The organism is Pantoea piersonii, assembly GCF_003612015.1.
Lineage (GTDB): Bacteria > Pseudomonadota > Gammaproteobacteria > Enterobacterales > Enterobacteriaceae > Pantoea > Pantoea piersonii.
Genome location: NZ_RARB01000009.1, coordinates 110,930 through 128,847, shown reverse-complemented (window position 1 = coordinate 128,847; position 17,918 = coordinate 110,930). Strand labels below are relative to the sequence as shown.

Annotated in this window: 14 protein-coding genes and 1 riboswitch; of the genes, 5 read left to right on the top strand and 9 right to left on the bottom strand. The window is 57.7% G+C overall.

Annotated elements, in window-relative coordinates; genetic code table 11:
- Nucleotides 1–380: 380 nt before the first annotated feature.
- Complete coding sequence (gene murI, locus D7S44_RS19920) at nt 381–1,232, bottom strand: glutamate racemase (protein WP_120457845.1); 852 nt, start codon at nt 1,230–1,232, stop codon at nt 381–383.
- Nucleotides 1,177–3,057, bottom strand: coding sequence for a TonB-dependent vitamin B12 receptor BtuB (btuB, locus tag D7S44_RS19915; protein ID WP_120457843.1), 1,881 nt, complete (start codon nt 3,055–3,057; stop codon nt 1,177–1,179). The genes murI and btuB overlap by 56 nt, the downstream gene beginning before the upstream one ends.
- 70 nt (nt 3,058–3,127) lie before the next feature.
- Nucleotides 3,128–3,307: riboswitch (cobalamin riboswitch) on the bottom strand.
- Between the two features lie 111 nt (nt 3,308–3,418).
- Between btuB and trmA the strand changes: the two genes are divergently transcribed.
- Nucleotides 3,419–4,528, top strand: a complete 1,110-nt coding sequence (gene trmA, locus D7S44_RS19910) for a tRNA (uridine(54)-C5)-methyltransferase TrmA (protein WP_120457841.1) — start codon at nt 3,419–3,421, stop codon at nt 4,526–4,528.
- A gap of 135 nt (nt 4,529–4,663) precedes the next feature.
- Here trmA and D7S44_RS19905 read toward each other — a convergent pair whose 3' ends face one another.
- Both D7S44_RS19905 and fabR read right to left on the bottom strand, forming a co-directional pair.
- On the bottom strand, nt 4,664–5,020 hold the full coding sequence (locus tag D7S44_RS19905) for a YijD family membrane protein (protein WP_081140612.1): 357 nt from the start codon (nt 5,018–5,020) through the stop codon (nt 4,664–4,666).
- Nucleotides 5,021–5,036: 16 nt separating this feature from the next.
- Entirely contained in the window at nt 5,037–5,681 is a 645-nt protein-coding gene (fabR, locus tag D7S44_RS19900; protein WP_120457839.1) for an HTH-type transcriptional repressor FabR, read from the bottom strand.
- Nucleotides 5,682–5,872: 191 nt separating this feature from the next.
- Here fabR and sthA point away from each other — a divergent pair, with 191 nt between their 5' ends.
- Nucleotides 5,873–7,273 (top strand): Si-specific NAD(P)(+) transhydrogenase, encoded by a 1,401-nt coding sequence (gene sthA, locus D7S44_RS19895; RefSeq protein ID WP_120457837.1) that lies wholly within the window; start codon nt 5,873–5,875, stop codon nt 7,271–7,273.
- On the opposite strand, the gene oxyR is transcribed toward sthA, so the two are convergent.
- Complete coding sequence (gene oxyR, locus D7S44_RS19890; protein ID WP_120457836.1) at nt 7,256–8,173, bottom strand: DNA-binding transcriptional regulator OxyR; 918 nt, start codon at nt 8,171–8,173, stop codon at nt 7,256–7,258. The two genes, sthA and oxyR, sit on opposite strands and share 18 nt — an antisense overlap.
- Nucleotides 8,174–8,299: 126 nt before the next feature.
- Between oxyR and D7S44_RS19885 the strand changes: the two genes are divergently transcribed.
- On the top strand, nt 8,300–9,034 hold the full coding sequence (locus D7S44_RS19885; RefSeq protein ID WP_120457833.1) for a glutathione peroxidase: 735 nt from the start codon (nt 8,300–8,302) through the stop codon (nt 9,032–9,034).
- Nucleotides 9,035–9,152: 118 nt separating this feature from the next.
- Here the strand turns inward: D7S44_RS19885 and argH are convergent, their stop codons facing one another.
- The 4 genes from argH to argC all read right to left on the bottom strand — a co-directional run bounded on the left by argH (nt 9,153) and on the right by argC (nt 13,652).
- Nucleotides 9,153–10,526 (bottom strand): argininosuccinate lyase, encoded by a 1,374-nt coding sequence (gene argH / locus D7S44_RS19880; RefSeq protein ID WP_120457831.1) that lies wholly within the window; start codon nt 10,524–10,526, stop codon nt 9,153–9,155.
- Between the two features lie 88 nt (nt 10,527–10,614).
- On the bottom strand, nt 10,615–11,832 hold the full coding sequence (locus D7S44_RS19875) for an argininosuccinate synthase (RefSeq protein WP_120457829.1): 1,218 nt from the start codon (nt 11,830–11,832) through the stop codon (nt 10,615–10,617).
- 23 nt (nt 11,833–11,855) lie between these two features.
- On the bottom strand, nt 11,856–12,632 hold the full coding sequence (gene argB / locus D7S44_RS19870; protein WP_120457827.1) for an acetylglutamate kinase: 777 nt from the start codon (nt 12,630–12,632) through the stop codon (nt 11,856–11,858).
- A 15-nt stretch (nt 12,633–12,647) separates the two neighbouring features.
- Complete coding sequence (argC, locus tag D7S44_RS19865) at nt 12,648–13,652, bottom strand: N-acetyl-gamma-glutamyl-phosphate reductase (RefSeq protein ID WP_120457825.1); 1,005 nt, start codon at nt 13,650–13,652, stop codon at nt 12,648–12,650.
- A gap of 168 nt (nt 13,653–13,820) precedes the next feature.
- Between argC and argE the strand changes: the two genes are divergently transcribed.
- Nucleotides 13,821–14,969, top strand: coding sequence for an acetylornithine deacetylase (gene argE, locus D7S44_RS19860; RefSeq protein ID WP_120457824.1), 1,149 nt, complete (start codon nt 13,821–13,823; stop codon nt 14,967–14,969).
- Between the two features lie 285 nt (nt 14,970–15,254).
- Nucleotides 15,255–17,906: a phosphoenolpyruvate carboxylase gene (gene ppc, locus D7S44_RS19855; RefSeq protein ID WP_120457822.1), complete on the top strand. Its 2,652-nt coding sequence runs from the start codon at nt 15,255–15,257 to the stop codon at nt 17,904–17,906.
- Nucleotides 17,907–17,918: the final 12 nt, after the last annotated feature.

Sequence of the window (17,918 nt, the reverse complement as noted above, 5' to 3'; positions counted from 1 at the left end):
CTTCAATTTAAGTTTGATGCTCAAAGAATTAAACTTCGTAATGAATTACGTGTTCACTCTTGAGACTTGATATTTTTAAAGTCCGTGGACTTTTTGATATCTGTCCTGCGAGTGCCCACACAGATTGTCTGATAAATTGTTAAAGAGCATGCCGCGATTATTCAGCGGCGCGGGCTGCGTATATTACGCTTTCCGCTTTATCAGTCAAGCATTTATTTTTGCTTGTCTGACGATTCGTACCTTGCCGAATCTTACTTAACACCGCATTCCGTAAGCCGTTGTGCCGTGTCAGTGGAGGCGCATTATAGGGAGTTCTTTCCGGCTGACAAGTGCTAATTTCAAATTAATTTCCGAGTGTCGTTTTTTTCAGCAAAACAGCCTTAAACCGCCACTTTTTCCAGCGAAGGAAAGCCATAACGCTGTAGAACCGGCGATAATTGCAGCGCTTCGCTGTCAAGCTCGGTGCAAAATGCGCAGTTTGCCTGCGAAGAGCGCACGCCAGGCGCCTCATGCTCCAGCAGCCAGGCCGTTCGACGAGCGATTGCCGCACCTGAATCAATCAGACGCGTACCTTCAGGCAATACCTGCTGGAGTTCTTCACGCAGCAAAGGAAAGTGCGTGCAGCCCAGCACGACCGTATCCGGCGGCTCCGCCATCCGCAGCCAGGGTTGAACAACCTGCCGTACATCCTGCAGGGCAATAGCCTGCCCATGAAGCTTCTGCTCTGCCAGCTCCACCAGCTCCGCCGAACCCAGCATGGCAATTCGGCAAGAGGTCGCAAACTGCGCCACGAGATCGTGCGTATAAGGACGACGCACCGTCGCGCGCGTCGCCAGCAGACCCACCACGCCGTTACGCGTCAGACGCGCCGCCGGCTTAATCGCGGGCACAACGCCGACGACGGGAAAGTCGAAGCGCGCGCGCAGCGCCGGCAAGGAGACCGTACTGGCGGTATTGCAGGCGATAATGCAAAGAGAAAGCGGATGACGACTGGCAATCGCGCCGACGATATCAACGACGCGCTCGACAATATACTCTTCGCTCTTCTCCCCATAAGGAAAGCCAGCGTTATCGAAAGCGTAGAGATAATGCAGGTCCGGCAGCAGCTGCCGGACCTCATCATAGACAGAGAGCCCACCCACGCCGGAGTCAAACACCAGCACGGTAGGACGCAGATCAGAAGCTGTAGCTGGCGCTGAGGTAATACTCCGTTCCTGGAGTTTGATAGCCATACACTGTCTCGTAATCTTTATCAAACAGGTTGGCAATTCTACCACGAACCGTCAGCTGAGATGTGACCGGATACGACACCGCGAGATCCCAGAGGCTCACGCCGCCCAGTTTTACGCGGCGGGTTGGATAGCTGTTGAAGTCATTATCAAACCGGTCGCCCAGATAATGGTAGGTGACCGACCAGTCAAGGTTATAAATCGTCCAGTCGAGCTGATACTTAACCTGCTGTTTTGCGCGGCGCACCAGCTGTTCATCGGTCTCGCCGTCGCGCGCATCGACGTAGTCGTAGGAGATCTGATGGCCTAGCGGGCCGGTATCGAACGAAGCGGTCGCCTCAATGCCTTTAATACGCGCTTTATTGATGTTGTAGTAGCGATAGGTGGTCGGATCGCTGTCGATAAGGTTATCAATGTCATTACGGTAACCCGATACCCGCCAGTTAACCGGTCCGGTCAGCCCTTCGAAGCCCCCTTCCCACTGCTTGCTCTTTTCCGGATCGAGATCGGGGTTGCCATAGCCTGGGCTATACACCTGGGACAGGTTCGGCGCCTTAAAGGCGGTGCCGTAGGAGGCGAAGACGCGGTAGCCTGAAATAAACTCCCAGGAGGCGGCGGTTTGCCAGGTGTTGTGCCAGCCGAACTGGTTATTGTCGTCGCCGCGCACCGCCCCTTCCAGGGTGACGCTGCCGAACTGCTGCTGCCCGGTCAGATAGACGCCGGTGTTGCGCTGCTCATACCCATCCGCCAGATAGTTGGTGCCCGGTTCGGTAGTCTCTTTTTGCCAGTCGACGCCGCCGCTAATCGCGCCCTGCCCAACCTGTACGGTATTGCCCCACTGCAGGTTGTACTGCGTAACGTCGTCAAAAGTAGAGGCGTCGCCATAACGGCCATTGCGCGGATCGTAATTGATATCTTTGGTGCGGCTGTAGCTGGCGATCAGCTGCGTCGAATAGATATCCCGATTGAAACGCAGGCCGGTATCCCAGGTCTGGCTATAAAGCTGGCGCGTATCTGCGAGACCGAGGATATGGGTATAACTGCTGTCGTAGCTGTAGGAACCATCATAGGCGGTGCGGTTGTCGAAACCATAGCCGCGCACAAAGCCGCTCAGCTCATCGCTGAACTGATGCTCAAGGTTGCCATAGAGGGTCTTACTCATAAAACCATCTCTGTCGCCCTGCGCCGGACCATAGTCGTTAGGGTAGCCCGCGCCGACGTCAAAGCCGCGGGTGTAGGTGTAGTTGCCAGCCAGCGTCAGCGTTGTGGCGTCGCCCAGCATCTGCTGCGTCGAGCCGTCATAAGACTGATAGCCTTTTGAGCCGACGCCTGCGGTCAGCGTGGTACCGGGCTGCGCGCGGCCGGTAATAATATTCACCACACCACCGATAGCGTCCGAACCATAGACCGCCGAGCGCGCGCCGCGGATATATTCGATACGCTGCACCAGCGAAAGCGGAATCTGGCTGAGATCGGAAGAGCCAGAGATACCCGCCTGGTTGAGGCGAATGCCGTCAATCAGGATCAGGACATGGCTGGAATTGGTGCCGCGAATAAACAGCGAACTGCTCTGCCCGATACCGCCGTTCTGCGCGACATCGACGCCAGGCAAACGGCGCATCACATCGGTCAGGCTTTTCGCCTGCCAGCGGTCAATCTCAGCGCGCGTGACTACTGTCGCTGGTGCCAGCACCGAGGATACCGGCTGGGCGAAACGGTTAGCGGTGACAACTTGCGTATCATCATCATTCTGAGCGAAACCAGGTTGCGCCCAGAGAGCAAGCGCCGTTGCGCTAAACGCGAACAGCGAAGCGGAATGTTTTTTCATTTTTATGAGCATCCAAAAGACGAAGCAGGATGCCGCAGGCATACGATCGATAGCACGCGATGACCGTACGAGTTGCGACGTCACACCGGCAGGTCTTCGGGCTGGGAACCATAAATGGCGAAGACTTCCCATCCAGCTGGACAGTGTCTGCAAGGCGATCGCCACGACATTCCTTACCGCTGCGCGTCAGCTCCAGATTCGCACTGGATTCCCTATTAACTCAGGCTGAGGCCGGCGCACGCAGTCTACAGGAGTCTTAATGGAAGTCCAGACTTCCATCCTCCTGGTGCGCGCAGGACTGGACAACGCCAGGTGAATGCCTACAATCGCCCGGCAAGTTTGCTATTAACCAGGATCGCTCATGACACCCGAACATCTCCCGACCGAACAGTACGACGCGCAACTGGCCGAGAAAGTCAGCCGTTTACAGACGATGATGACGCCGTTCGCCGCGCCTGAAGTGGAGGTGTTTCGCTCGCCGGTCAGCCACTACCGGATGCGCGCGGAGTTTCGCCTCTGGCACGATGGCGACGATATTTATCACATCATCTTCGATCAGGCGACGCGGCAGCGTATTCGCGTCGATCGTTTTCCCGCCGCCAGCGAACTGATTAACGCGCTGATGCCGGAAATGATCGCGGCGATCCGCGATAACCGCGTATTGCGCCACAAGCTGTTTCAGATCGACTATCTCTCGACGATGAGCAATGAGATTGTTATCTCGCTGCTTTACCACCGTAAGCTGGAAGCGGACTGGATTGAGGCGGCGAGCGCCCTGCGCGACGCGCTGCGCGCGCAGGGCTATGCGGTGCAGCTGATCGGCCGCGCCACGAAAACCAAAATTTGTCTCGACCGCGATTTTATCGACGAGCGGTTGCCGGTGGCGGGCCGCGAAATGATCTACCGACAGGTAGAGAACAGCTTCACGCAGCCCAATGCGGCGATGAATATTCAGATGCTGGAGTGGGCGCTGGACGTGACCCAGGGATCGCGCGGCGATTTGCTGGAGCTCTACTGCGGCAACGGCAACTTTTCGCTGGCGCTGGCGCGCAATTTCCGCCGCGTGCTGGCGACGGAGATCGCCAAGCCTTCGGTCGCGGCGGCGCAGTTTAATATCGAAGCCAACCAGATCGATAACGTGCAGATTATCCGCATGGCGGCGGAAGAGTTTACCCAGGCGATGAACGGCGTACGCAGCTTTAATCGCTTACAGGGCATCGACCTGAAGAGCTATGAATGCGAAACCATCTTTGTCGATCCGCCGCGCAGCGGTCTGGATGAGGAGACGGTGAAGATGGTGCAGGCCTATCCGCGTATCCTTTATATCTCTTGCAATCCCGAGACGCTGTGCGACAACCTGCAAACGCTGGCGCAGACGCATGAGGTATCCCGTCTGGCGCTGTTCGATCAGTTCCCCTATACGCACCATATGGAGTGCGGCGTGTGGCTGACGCGTAAAAACGATAAGTAAAGTACGCGCAGACTCACGCAAAACGCAGGTGGTGCGGGCGGAAGAGCAAAGCGGCCCGCGCCAGCGACAAAAACGCATGGCGCTGGCGCGATCGACCACCAAATAAAACGGGAACCTCAGGTTCCCGTTTGTCTGTCAGTCGTTGTTCTTACGACGCTTCATCTTAACGCCGATCCAGAACACCAGCGCCACCATCAGCAGCGTCGGAATAAAGTTAGAGCCGATATCCGGATACTCGGCGCGCACCAGCGCGCTATACACCAGAATGCCCAGCAGGAAAAACGCCGCTGCCAGACCCGGCATGCCGTCCGGCATATTGCGGTTCAGATAACGCTGGTGCAGGCTCCAGACCGCAAGGCCTAACGCGATAATCGGAAAGATAGAAAAAGGAACAAAGGCGCTAAACAGCACGGAAAATGAGCCGTTAATCGCTAAGCCGGTAATAAAAGCCAGCAGCAGGGTGCCTTTATCGCGGGAGGTCGGTTGTGTCATGGCTTATCCTTATCGTTTACTCTTCGGTTTTTTCCAGGGTAACCGCCAGCCGCTCCTGCTCACGGCGATACCAGTAATAAGCGCCCTTAGCGATCATGCGCAGCTGCAGCACCAGGCGATCTTCCAGCTTGCGTCGCTGTTCGATATCGACATCCAGCGCTTCCGCGCCTGCGCTAAAGACAATAGTTACCATCGCTTCCGCCTGCGCCTCGGTAAAGCTGCGCGGCATGCGGTTTTCCACCTCAAGGTAGTCCGCCAGTTCGGCGATAAAATGCTGAATTTCACGCGCGACGGCGGCACGAAACGCGGCGGAAGTGCCGGAACGCTCGCGCAGCAGCAGCCGAAACGCGTTGGGATTGTTGCCGATAAACTCCATAAAGGTGGAGACCGAGGTTTTAATTATGCTGCCGCCTTTAGCAATACGCTGACGCGCCTGACGCATCAGCTGGCGCAGCATCAAACCGCTCTCATCGACCATCGTCAAACCAAGCTCATCGACATCCTTAAAATGACGATAAAAAGAGGTGGGCGCGATACCGGCCTCCCTGGCAACCTCACGCAAACTTAAACTGGCAAAACTGCGTTCGGCGCTAAGCTGGCTAAATGCCGCTTCGATCAGCGTACGTCTTGTACGTTCTTTTTGTTGCGCTCTGACGCCCATTCTCTCTGCCTTGTGACGAGTTGAAGAGGCACTATAACAAAATTTCAGCGTACATAAGGGCAAAGTTTGTGACCGCCTGTTAACCTCACTCTTTGTCAAACGGAGGGGAATTTCGCTGTTAGAATTCAGAAGTGCGCGGCGAGATGTTAGAATCTCGTTGTAAAAATGTATAGAAAATAGGACGTACTGGTATGCAAAAGTCTTACGATTACGATGCCATCGTGATTGGCTCCGGTCCTGGAGGTGAAGGTGCAGCCATGGGCCTGGTGAAGCAGGGAGCGCGCATTGCAGTGATCGAACGCTACCATAACATCGGCGGCGGTTGTACCCACTGGGGCACCATTCCCTCCAAAGCGCTTCGCCATGCAGTCAGCCGCATTATCGAATTCAACCAAAACCCGCTCTACAGCGATCACACCCGACTGCTGCGCTCCTCGTTCGCTGATATCCTTAACCATACGGAAAACGTCATCAGCCAGCAGACCGCGATGCGTCAGGGCTTTTACGAGCGCAATCGCTGCGAACTCTTTCAGGGCAACGCCCACTTTATCGATGCCAATACAATTGAAGTCGAGCACTATGACGGCACGCGCGAGCGCCTGACGGCGGAGAAATTCGTTATTGCCTGCGGCTCCCGTCCTTATCATCCGGCAGATGTCGATTTTACCCACCCGCGCATTTACGACTCCGACTCTATCCTTAATCTGCATCACGAACCGGGCCACGTCATTATCTACGGCGCGGGTGTGATCGGCTGTGAATATGCATCGATTTTCCGCGGGCTGAACGTCAAGGTCGATCTCATCAACACCCGCGACCGTTTGCTGGCGTTTCTCGATCAGGAGATGTCAGATTCGCTCTCTTACCACTTCTGGAACAGCGGCGTCGTGATCCGCCATAACGAAGAGTTTGAGAAAATCGAAGGCGTTGACGACGGCGTTATTATGCACCTGAAGTCAGGCAAAAAAGTGAAAGCTGACTGCCTGCTCTACGCTAACGGCCGTACCGGCAACACCGATTCGCTGGCGCTGGAGAATGTCGGGCTGGAGGCGGACGGACGCGGCCTGCTAAAGGTAAACAGCATGTATCAGACTGCGCAGCCGCATATCTATGCGGTGGGCGACGTGATCGGCTACCCGAGCCTGGCGTCAGCCGCCTACGATCAGGGCCGCATCGCCGCACAGGCGATTATCAAAGGCGAAGCCAGCGCGCACCTGGTGGAAGATATCCCGACCGGTATCTATACCATTCCGGAAATCAGCTCCGTGGGCAAAACCGAGCAGCAGCTGACGGCGATGAAAGTGCCTTATGAAGTGGGCCGCGCGCAGTTTAAGCATCTGGCGCGCGCGCAGATTGTCGGCATGAACGTGGGCAGCCTGAAAATTCTGTTCCACCGCGAAACCAAAGAGATCCTGGGCATTCACTGCTTTGGCGAGCGCGCGGCCGAAATCATTCACATCGGACAGGCGATTATGGAGCAGAAAAACGGCGGCAATACGATTGAGTACTTCGTAAATACCACCTTTAACTACCCCACCATGGCCGAAGCCTATCGCGTGGCCGCGTTGAACGGCTTAAACCGCCTGTTTTAACGTGGTGTTGAGATAGCCTTGCATGTGCGTGCGAATCGCTTCTGCCAGTTGCTCATAGCGGCTGCGCAGAGGCGAACCGGGACGATAGACCAGCGCGATAGTGCGCTGCGGCACAGGCTTATAACACGGCAGATAGCATACGCCGTCGCGCACGCGCTCCTGCGGCACCGCCAGCGCGGGCAGCAGCGTGATGCCACTTCCGGCCGCGACCATATTGCGCAGCGTCTCCAGGCTGGTGGCGCGGAAATGCGTATCCTCGTCAGCGCCCGCTTCAAAGCAAAAGCCCATCGCCTGATCGCGCAGGCAGTGGCCATCTTCCAGCATAAGCAGCTTTTCGCCCGCCAGATCGGACATCGGGACGCGATCGCGATCGTGCCACGGGTGATCCTGATAAACCGCCAGCCTCATCGGCTCGTCGAACAGCGGCACCTCAATAAAGGCCTCGCTCTCTTTGACCAGCGCCAGAATCGCGCAGTCGAGCTTGCCGCTGTCGAGCTGCGCCAGCAGCTGCTGCGTCTGAGCCTCGTGCAGATACATCTCAAGCTTGGGGAAAGTCTGGTGCAGCATAGGAATAATTTGCGGCAGCAGATAGGGACCTGTGGTAGGGATCAGCCCGATATGCAGGGGACCGGACATGGCTTCGCCCTGCTGGCTCGCCATCTCTTTTAATACTTTAACTTCCCGCAGCACGGTGCGTGCCTGATCGACCAGCAGCATGCCCGCCTGGGTGAACAACACTTTACGGCTGGTTCGCTCCAGCAGCATAACGCCCAGCTCATCTTCCAGCTTGCGGATCTGTCCGCTCAGCGTTGGCTGGCTGACGTGGCATGCGTCCGCCGCACGGCGGAAATGGCGATGCTCAGCAAGCGAAACCAGATATTCAAGATCGCGAATGTTCATTGTTATCCTCCAGACCACGATAGCCCGTGGCGATAGATAGGATAGCAATGAACGATTAGCCCTATCAAGCAATGATGAGAATAATGCACGCAGCAAATTCAGGCGATTCGCTCTTAAGGAGAAAATATGTTTGCAACTCAGGAAGGTAAAGCCGTTCCGCAGGTCGTATTTCACACCCGCCAGGGCGATCGCTGGGTAGACGTCACTACAGATGAGCTGTTCAAAGACAAGACGGTTATCGTTTTTTCGCTGCCGGGCGCCTTTACGCCCACCTGCTCTTCAAGTCATTTGCCGCGCTATAACGAGCTCTACAGCGTATTTGCGCAGCATGGCGTTGACAGCATCCTGTGCGTGTCGGTTAACGACATCTTTGTGATGAACGCATGGAAAGCAGAGCAGCGCGCGGAAAACATTACCTTTATTCCGGACGGCAACGGCGAGTTTACGCGCGGGATGGAGATGCTGGTCGAGAAATCAGACGTTGGTTTTGGCGCGCGCTCATGGCGTTATTCGATGCTGGTGCGTAACGGCGTAATTGAGAAGATGTTCGTTGAGCCGAACAAGCCGGGCGATCCCTTTGAGGTCTCTGACGCCGACACCCTGCTGCGCTATCTGGCGCCAGAATTCAAAGTGCAGGAGTCCGTCTCGCTCTTTACCAAACCAGGCTGTCCGTTCTGCACCAAAGCGAAACAGATGCTGATCGATAACAACATGCCGTTCGAAGAGATTGTGCTGGGTCAGGATGCTACCACCGTCAGCCTGCGCGCCGTTTCAGGCCGCGCCACGGTGCCGCAGGTCTTTATCGGCGGTCGTCATATCGGCGGCAGCGACGATCTGGAGCAGTACCTGCTGTCAGCGTAAAAGAATCACAGTGTCAGCCGGAGCGCTGGCCCTCTGATGATGTGCCTAAAATAAAAAATGAAATTCCGAAGCTAGAGGTTAGCGGGCAATTGTTGCCCGCCTTTTTTTTGCCTGTCGATCAGGCGAGACGCTGTTTCGCCTCGGCGATGGCGGACGCGACCTGTTGCGGCGCGACGCCTCCTTTCGCATTCCGTTTTTCCAGACAAGAGCGTAGCGCCAGAATGGCATAAACGTCCTCTTCAATGGTCGCACTGAACTGCTTTAGCTGCGCCAGCGACAGCGCTTCCAGCGCCACGCCCTGTTTGATCGCTTCGACTACCGCTTCGCCCACGATATGGTGCGCTTCACGGAAGGGCACGCCCTTGGCCACCAGATAGTCGGCCAGCTCGGTCGAGTTGGCGTAGCCCTGCTCTGCCGCTTCCTGGCAGCGTGGACGTTTCACCTGAATGCCGTCCAGCACCAGCGCCGACATATGCAGGCAGTCCAGCCAGGTATCGAGCGCGTCGAACAGCCCCTCTTTGTCTTCCTGCATATCTTTATTGTAGGCGAGCGGCAGTCCTTTCAGCGTCATCATCATGCCGGTCAGCGCGCCCTGCACGCGGCCGCATTTGCCGCGGATCAGCTCCAGGGCGTCCGGGTTTTTCTTCTGCGGCATCAGCGACGAGCCGGAGGTTACCTTGTCAGACAGCTCCACGAAGCCCGCCTCGCCGGTATTGAAGAAAATTAAATCTTCTGCGAAGCGCGACAGATGCACCATGCCGATAGAGGCGTCAGACAGCAACTCCAGCACATGGTCGCGATCGGAAACGGTATCCAGACTGTTGCGGGTCGCGGAGGCGAAGCCCAGCCAGCCAGCCAGCTGCTCGCGATCGATTTCGTAGGCGGTGCCCGCCAGCGCGCCGCAGCCGAGCGGGCTGACGTCGAGGCGCTTCAGGGTATCCTGCAGACGGCTTTCGTCACGCGCCAGCATCTCAACATAGGCCAGGCACCAGTGCGCGAAGGTAACCGGCTGCGCGCGCTGCAGATGCGTGTAGCCCGGCATGACCGCATCCTGATTCGCTTCGGCGGTCGCCACCAGCGCCTGCTGCAGTTCGCGCGTGGCGCCCAGCAGCACCTCAACCTGCGCTTTGCACCAGAGTTTCAGATCGGTCGCGACCTGATCGTTACGGCTGCGGCCGGTATGGAGCTTTTTGCCCAGCGCGCCGACTTTTTCGATCAGCTGGCCTTCAACCCAGCTGTGAATATCTTCGGCGTCGCTTTGCAGAATCTGCTCCGGATTCGCCTGCACCTCGGTCAGCAGCGCATTAAGCGCCTGCTCCAGCTGCTGCTGCTCGTCGCCGCTCAGCACGTTGACCGTCACCAGCGCTTTGGACCAGGCGATGGAGCCGACAATATCCTGCTCCGCCAGACGATAGTCGAAGCGCAGCGAATCGTTGAACTGTTTGAAACGTTGGTCTGCTGCCTGGGTAAAACGTCCGCCCCAAAGTGCCATGTGAAACTCCTTTCAATCCTTAAACAAGAGGCGGCCCGAAGCCGCCCCTGCGAAATCTGGTTGGGCGAGGCGTACGCCTCGCCAGCTATTACTTCTTCTGCTCGTTCAGGGCGCGAATGCGCGAAGAGAGCGAGAACAGACGGATAAAGCCGCCTGCATGACGGTGATCGTAAACCTCGTCTTCGCCGAAGGTGGCGAACTCTTCTGAGTAGAGGCTGTTAGAGGAGCGTTTCTGAATCGCCGTCGCCTGACCTTTATAGAGCTGCAGCACCACTTCGCCGTTTACCTCTTCAGCCAGCGACTCGGCGGCGGCCTGGATTGACTTACGCAGCGGCGCGAACCAGCGGCCGTCGTAGACAACGTAAGACATCTCATGACCCAGCTGCTCGCGCCATTTGAAGCTGTCGCGATCCAGCACCAGCTGCTCAACCGCGCGCAGCGCGTTCACCATAATGGTGCCGCCAGGAGTTTCGTAGCAGCCGCGCGACTTGATGCCCACCAGACGGTTTTCCACGATGTCGATACGGCCCACGCCGTGCTTCGCGCCAATAGCGTTGAGCGCTTCCAGACACTGGAACGGACTCAGCCTTTCGCCGTTCACCGCCACAACGCGTCCTTTTTCCACAGTAACGGTGACGTTTTCCGGCTGATCCGGCGCCTCCAGCGGATCAACGGTCCATACCCAGCAATCTTTGTTCGGTGCGTTAGACGGACTCTCCAGCACGCCGCCTTCGGTAGAGATATGCCAGGCGTTCTCGTCGCGGCTGTAAATTTTTTCCAGCGACGCGGTGGTTGGAATGTTGCGCTCTTTCAGATAGTCCAGCAGCGCTTCACGCGAGCGCAGGTTCCATTCACGCCACGGCGCGACCACTTTCAGCTGCGGCGCCAGCGCGGTGTAGGTGGTCTCGAAACGCACCTGGTCGTTACCTTTGCCGGTCGCGCCGTGGCACAGCGCGTCTGCGCCCACTTTCAGCGCCAGTTCGACCTGGGCTTTGGCGATAATCGGACGCGCCATTGAGGTACCCAGCAGATAGGTGCCTTCATAGAGTGCACCGGTCTGCAGCACCGGGTAAACGTAGTCGCTGATAAACTCTTCACGCAAATCGACAACGTGGCACTCAGACGCGCCAGACTGCAGCGCTTTCTTCTCAACGCCTTCCAGATCGCTACGCTCCTGGCCGATATCCGCCACGAACGCCACCACTTCACAGCCGCCGTAGTTCTCTTTCAGCCAGGGAATAATGGCGGAAGTATCCAGGCCGCCGGAATATGCCAGTACGATTTTTTTGATATTTTGCGTGCTCATGTCGTCATCCTAAATCTAAGTCGTTAAGCGAGGATCCGGGTGCCGATCGACACGCCGTTAAACAGGTCAGGCAGTTGCTCCGCGTGGCGCCAGCTGGCGATATCCACCGGGCGGCCCAGCGTACGCGCCGCGTCGAGCGCCGCGTTTACTTTTACAATCATGCCATCAGTAATGATGCCTTGCGCGATCAGCTGCTCCGCTTTTGCGGCCGTCATCTCTTCGATGCGCTGGCCTTTGCCGTCGAGGATGCCGCTCACGTCGGAGAGCAGCACCAGATCGGCGCCCAGCGTGGCCGCCAGCGCGGTCGCCGCCTGGTCGGCATTGACGTTCATCAGCTCGCCGCCGTCGGTAATGCCGATAGAGCTGACGATCGGCATATAGCCTGCGGCCAGCAGCGTGTTAATCAGCGCTGGATCGCCCGGTTCGGCGTGGCCGACGTGTCCCAGCTCTTCATCAAGCTGCGCCACGCTGACCAGATCGGCGTCGCCCAGACTCAGGCCGACCGCTTTAATGCCATATTTTTTCGCCCAGGCGAGCAGGGTTTTATTGGCCGTACCCGCCAGCGCACCGGTAATAATGTCGATCTGGTCGGCAGGCGTTACGCGCAGGCCGTTCTTCTTCTTCACCGGCAGCGAAAGCTTTTTCATCAGCTCGTCAACCACGCAGCCGCCGCCGTGAACGATCATCAGCGGGCGCTGATGCGCGCTACGCCAGGCCAGCAGTGCATCGAACAGCCGCGCCAGCGCTTCTTCGCTGTCGAGCAGCACGCCGCCCAGTTTGATAATTAATGGAGTTGTCATATGCATCCTTGTCCGTTAAATCAGTGACTGCGTTTCAGGGAAGCCGAAGCGAATATTCATACACTGCACCGCCTGCGAGGCGGCGCCTTTCAGCAAATTATCTTCCGCCGCGACGACGATCAGATGCTCGCCCTGCACCGCGAAGCCGATATCGCAGAACGGCTGGCCGATAACCGCTTTCAGCGCCGGCACGCCCTGCTCATAGACGCGCACCAGCGGCTTGTCGTGGTAGGCGCGGTGAAATGCTGCCGCGACGTCGTCATGGCTGACGCCCGGCTTCAGGCGACAGGTGATGGTCGCCAGAATGCCGCGCGGGAAGTTGCCGAGATGCGGCGTAAAAATCACCGGCGCGCCGAGATGCGCGACAATCTCCGGGTGGTGACGATGGGTAAACAGACCGTATGGCTGCAGACTCACTTCGCAAAAGCTGGTGGTAACGCTCGCCTTGCGTCCTGCGCCGCTTACGCCGCTGGTGGCATTGATCACCGGCCACTGATCGGCGTTAAGCAGCTCGCCGTCGACCAGCGGTTTAAGCGCCAGCTGCGCCGCGGTGGGATAGCAACCCGGCACCGCCACCAGCTGCGCCTCTTTGACTTTGTCGTGGTTCCACTCCGCCAGACCGTAAACCGCTTTATCAAGCCAGTCGCCGTGCTGATGAGTGAAGCCGTAATAGCGCTGATAAAATTCGCTGTCGTTAACGCGGAACGCGCCGGAGAGGTCGAACACGACGCAACCCGCGTCGAGGAAGGCTGGCGCCAGATCGTGACTGACTTCATGCGCGGTCGCCAGAAACACCACATCAACCTTGTCCGCCCACTCGGCCGCGCTGCTCAACGGCTGCAGCGGCAGATCCACCACGCCTTTCAGCTGCGGATGCAGATCCGACAGACGCTTTCCGGCATCCGGGCTTTGCGCTGAAACCGCCAAAGCGGTTATGTTCATATGTGGATGACGATTGAGGAAGGTGGCGAGCTCTACGCCAGCGTAACCACTGGCGCCAACGATCAGCGTATTCAACATCAGGCTGTATACCTTTTTACAGTCACACGTTCCGGGTCGCGGCCTTGCCCCGTTGCCCACGATGCCGTTTGCGGAGGATTTCTGCTTCCCAGCCAACCGGCGTTAATGTATTTTTATTCACTATTACTGCATGAATATTGATACATCCTAACTCAAGGACCGTCAACAGTGAAGACAAAATTACCGCCTTTTATCGAACTCTACCGCCAGCTGATCGCGACTCCGACCATCAGCGCGACCGATGCGGCGCTGGATCAGAGCAATGAAACTTTAATCAATTTGCTGGCAGGCTGGTTTCGCGACCTGGGCTTCAGCGTTGAAGTGCAGCCCGTGCCAGGCACGCGCCATAAATTCAATATGCTGGCGCGCACCGGCAGCGGCGCGGGTGGCCTGCTGCTGGCGGGACATACCGACACGGTGCCTTTCGACGACGGGCGCTGGACGCGCGATCCCTTTACCCTGACGGAGCACGACAACAAGCTCTACGGGCTGGGCACCGCCGATATGAAAGGCTTCTTCGCCTTTATTCTCGACACGCTGCGCGATGTCGACGTCAGCAAACTCAGCAAGCCGCTCTATATTCTTGCCACTGCTGATGAAGAAACCACTATGGCGGGTGCGAAATATTTTTCTGAAACGGCGAACATTCGCCCCGACTGCGCGATTATCGGCGAGCCGACCTCGCTGAAGCCGGTGCGCGCGCACAAAGGCCATCTGTCGCACGTTATCCGCGTACAGGGCCAGTCGGGCCACTCCAGCGATCCGGCGCGCGGCGTCAACGCCATCGAGCTGATGCACGATGCTATCGGTCATCTGATGCAGCTGCGCAATACCCTGAAAGAGCGCTATCACCACGACGGTTTCGCGATCCCTTATCCCACCATGAACTTCGGCCATATTCACGGCGGCGACGCGGCGAACCGCATCTGCGCATGCTGCGAGCTGCACATGGATATTCGTCCGCTGCCGGGCCTGACGCTAAGCGATCTGGAAGGGCTGCTGAACGAGTCACTGGCACCGGTTAGCGCACGCTGGCCAGGACGCCTCACCGTCGGCGAGCTGCACCCGCCGATTCCGGGCTACGAATGTCCGGCCAATCACGAACTGGTCGCCGTGGTGGAAAAACTGCTCGGCACGCCGACCGAGGTCGTCAACTACTGCACCGAAGCGCCTTTTATCCAGGAGCTGTGTCCGACGCTGGTTCTGGGACCGGGATCGATCAACCAGGCGCACCAGCCTGATGAATTTATCGATACCGCATTTATTAAGCCGACTCGATCGCTGATCGCGCAGGTTGTACAGCATTTTTGCCACTGATACGCAATAAACAGGGCAATTCACTGTTAAGAAAGTAAATTTCCTGGTCTAAACGCGGGATTTGTTGATAAGAATAACTTATCCCGCTCCCGTCAAATTAAAATCTTTGAATTTCCGCTAGTTAGATGCATGTTACCGGGCGTTCAAGCGCATTGACGCAGCCAGGTTTACGTGGCTAGATAAAAGCCGATGTTATGCCCGGTGGGTGATTACTCATGCAGTTCCGGCTTTGCCGCGCGCTGTGGGTGTAGAAGTTTAAAAAGACGATAAGGGTGTCAGGGTCACATGAACGAACAATATTCCGCAATGCGAAGTAATGTCAGTATGCTCGGCAAACTGCTCGGGGATACGATCAAGGATGCACTAGGAGAGAACATCCTCGACCGGGTGGAAACTATCCGCAAACTCTCAAAGTCATCCCGTGCGGGAAATGACACTCATCGCAAGGAACTGCTTAACACGCTGCAAAATCTGTCGAACGACGAACTGCTGCCTGTCGCGCGCGCTTTTAGCCAGTTTCTTAACCTGACCAACGTCGCCGAACAGTATCAGACCATTTCACGCAGCGGCGATGGCGCGAACCATCCCGAACTGCTGAAAACCACCTTCGATCGCCTTAAGCAGCAGCCTGACGTTAGCGAGAGCGATATTCGCGCAGCGATCGAGTCGCTGTCGCTGGAGCTGGTGCTGACTGCGCACCCGACAGAGATCACTCGCCGCACGCTGATCCATAAACTGGTCGAGGTAAACAGCTGCCTGAAGCAGCTCGATCACAGCGATATCTCAGACTATGAACGCAACCAGATTATGCGCCGCCTGCGTCAACTGGTGGCGCAGGCGTGGCACACCGATGAGATCCGTAAATACCGTCCGACGCCGATCGACGAAGCTAAATGGGGCTTCGCCGTGGTGGAGAACAGCCTGTGGGAAGGCGTGCCTGCTTTTCTGCGCGAGCTGAACGAACAGGTTGAAGAGGCGTTCGGCGTCAAACTGCCGGTAGATTTCGTGCCGGTAAAATTCACCTCCTGGATGGGTGGCGACCGCGACGGCAACCCGAACGTTACCGCCACAGTGACGCGCCACGCCATGCAGCTCAGCCGCTGGAAAGCCGCCGATCTCTTTTTACGCGATATCGGCGTGCTGATTTCTGAGCTTTCAATGTCTGAATGCAGCGAAGAGGTGCGCGAGCTGTGCGGCGATCCAGAGGCGATTGAGCCTTACCGCGTCATTCTGAAGCGTATGCGTAGCCAGCTGCTTACAACGCAATCCTGGCTTGAACGCCGCCTGAAAGGCGAGCGTCTGCCGCGCCCGGCCGATCTGCTGGTTTCCAACGATCAGCTGTGGGAGCCGCTTTATGCCATTTACCAGTCGCTGCAGCAGTGCGACATGGGCATTATCGCCAACGGTCAGCTGCTGGATACGCTGCGCCGCGTGAAGTGCTTCGGCGTGCCGCTGGTGCGCATCGATCTGCGTCAGGAGAGTACGCGTCATACCGAAGCGATTGCTGAAGTGACCCGCTATCTCGGCCTCGGCGACTATGAAAGCTGGTCGGAAGCGGATAAACAGGCTTTCCTGGTGCGCGAGCTGAATTCCAAACGGCCGCTGCTGCCACGTCACTGGGAGCCGAGCGACGAAACGCGCGAAGTGCTGGAGACCTGCCGCGTCGCTGCCGAGGCGCCGCAAGGCTCTATCGCGGCCTACGTAATTTCCATGGCGAAAACCCCGTCCGACGTGCTGGCTGTGCATCTGCTGCTGAAAGAAGCGGGCATCACCTTCGCCATGCCGGTCGCGCCGCTGTTTGAAACCCTCGACGACCTCAACAACGCCAACGACGTGATGAGCCAGCTGCTGAGCATCGACTGGTATCGCGGTTTTATCCAGGGCAAACAGATGGTGATGATTGGCTATTCCGACTCGGCGAAAGACGCCGGCGTAATGGCCGCCAGCTGGGCGCAGTATCAGGCGCAGGACGCGCTTATCAAAACCTGCGAGAAAGCCGGCATCGCGCTGACGCTGTTCCACGGACGCGGCGGCAGTATTGGTCGCGGCGGCGCGCCTGCCCATGCGGCGCTGCTGTCGCAGCCGCCAGGCAGCCTGAAAGGCGGCCTGCGCGTGACCGAACAGGGCGAAATGATCCGCTTTAAATATGGCCTGCCGGAAGTCACGATCGCCAGCCTGTCGCTCTACACCGCCGCGATTCTGGAAGCTAACCTGCTGCCACCGCCGGAGCCGAAGAAAGAGTGGCACAGCATTATGGACCAGCTTTCGGCGCACTCCTGCGCTATGTATCGCGGCTACGTACGCGAAAATCCCGACTTCGTGCCCTATTTCCGCTCTGCCACGCCGGAGCAGGAGCTGGGCAAACTGCCGCTCGGTTCACGTCCGGCCAAGCGTCGCCCGACCGGCGGCGTCGAGTCGCTGCGCGCCATTCCCTGGATCTTCGCCTGGACACAGAACCGCCTGATGCTACCCGCCTGGCTCGGCGCGGGCGCAGCGTTGCAAAAAGCGATGGAGGAGGGCCATCAGGATCAGCTGGAAGCGATGTGCCGCGACTGGCCATTTTTCTCTACGCGTCTGGGAATGCTGGAAATGGTGTTCGCCAAAGCTGACCTGTGGCTGGCGGAATATTACGATCAGCGTCTGGTGGACAAAACATTGTGGCCGCTGGGCAAACAGCTACGCGACCAGCTTGACGCCGACATTAAAGCAGTGCTGACCATCGCCAACGACGCGCATCTGATGGCGGATCAGCCGTGGATAGCCGAGTCGATCGCGCTGCGCAACGTCTACACCGATCCGCTCAACGTGTTGCAGGCGGAGCTGCTGCAGCGTTCACGCGCCCAGGAAGCGCGCGGCGAAGAGGTCGATCCGCGCGTCGAGCAGGCGCTGATGGTGACCATCGCGGGCGTAGCGGCGGGTATGCGCAACACCGGTTAATCTTCCTGACCA